This is a genomic window from Kocuria cellulosilytica, assembly GCF_040981245.1.
GTDB classification, from domain to species: domain Bacteria; phylum Actinomycetota; class Actinomycetes; order Actinomycetales; family Micrococcaceae; genus Kocuria; species Kocuria cellulosilytica.
This window is the reverse complement of the sequence record NZ_JAVFWZ010000042.1, coordinates 1-709: the sequence shown is the minus strand read 5'-3', so window position 1 is coordinate 709 and position 709 is coordinate 1. Positions and strand designations below refer to the sequence as shown.

Annotated in this window: 1 protein-coding gene; it reads right to left on the bottom strand. The window is 73.1% G+C overall.

The features are described from left to right. Positions 1-709 (bottom strand): hydroxymethylglutaryl-CoA lyase-like TIM-barrel protein (locus RCG67_RS16875; RefSeq protein ID WP_497801010.1); only part of this gene is annotated, 709 nt, incomplete at both ends.

Here is a 709-nt window from a genome sequence, read left to right as displayed (position 1 = left end):
CCGTGCTCGTCGCGGGCGTCCCGGTGACCCCGACCTTCACGGTGCGTCCTTCCAGCGCCTTGGACCGGAACGGCTCCGGCCAGCCGGCCGGCGGGGTGCCGAGCTCCCCGGCCAGGAAGCTGATGACCGAGTCGGGCAGGTCGAACTTCTGCGGGTCGGCCTCGAACTCCTTCGGGTCCACACCCATGCCCACGAGCTGGAGCGCGAGGTCGCCGACGACCTTCGAGGAGGGCGTGACCTTCACCAGGCCGCCGAGGATCGCGTTGGCGGCGGTGTACATGTCCTCGATGGCCTCGAAGCGCTCGCCCAGGCCCAGGGCGATGGCCTGCTGGCGCAGGTTGGACAGCTGCCCGCCGGGGATCTCGTGCCGGTAGACCCTCCCCGTGGGCGCGGTGAGCCCGGACTCGAAGGGCGCGTAGATCTTGCGCACGACCTCCCAGTAGGGCTCCAGGTCCGTGACGGCCTCCAGGGGGATGCCGGTGTCCCGCTCGGTGTTCTCCAGGGCCGCGACCAGCGCCGAGGCGGGGACCTGGGAGGTGGTGCCGGCCATGGAGGCGTCGGCGACGTCCACGGCGTCGACCCCGGCGTCGATGGCGGCCATCAGGGTGGCCAGCTGCCCGCCGGCGGTGTCGTGGGTGTGCAGGTGCACCGGCAGCTCGAAGCGCTCGCGCAGCGCGGTGACCAGCCGGGTGGCTGCGGCCGGGCGCAG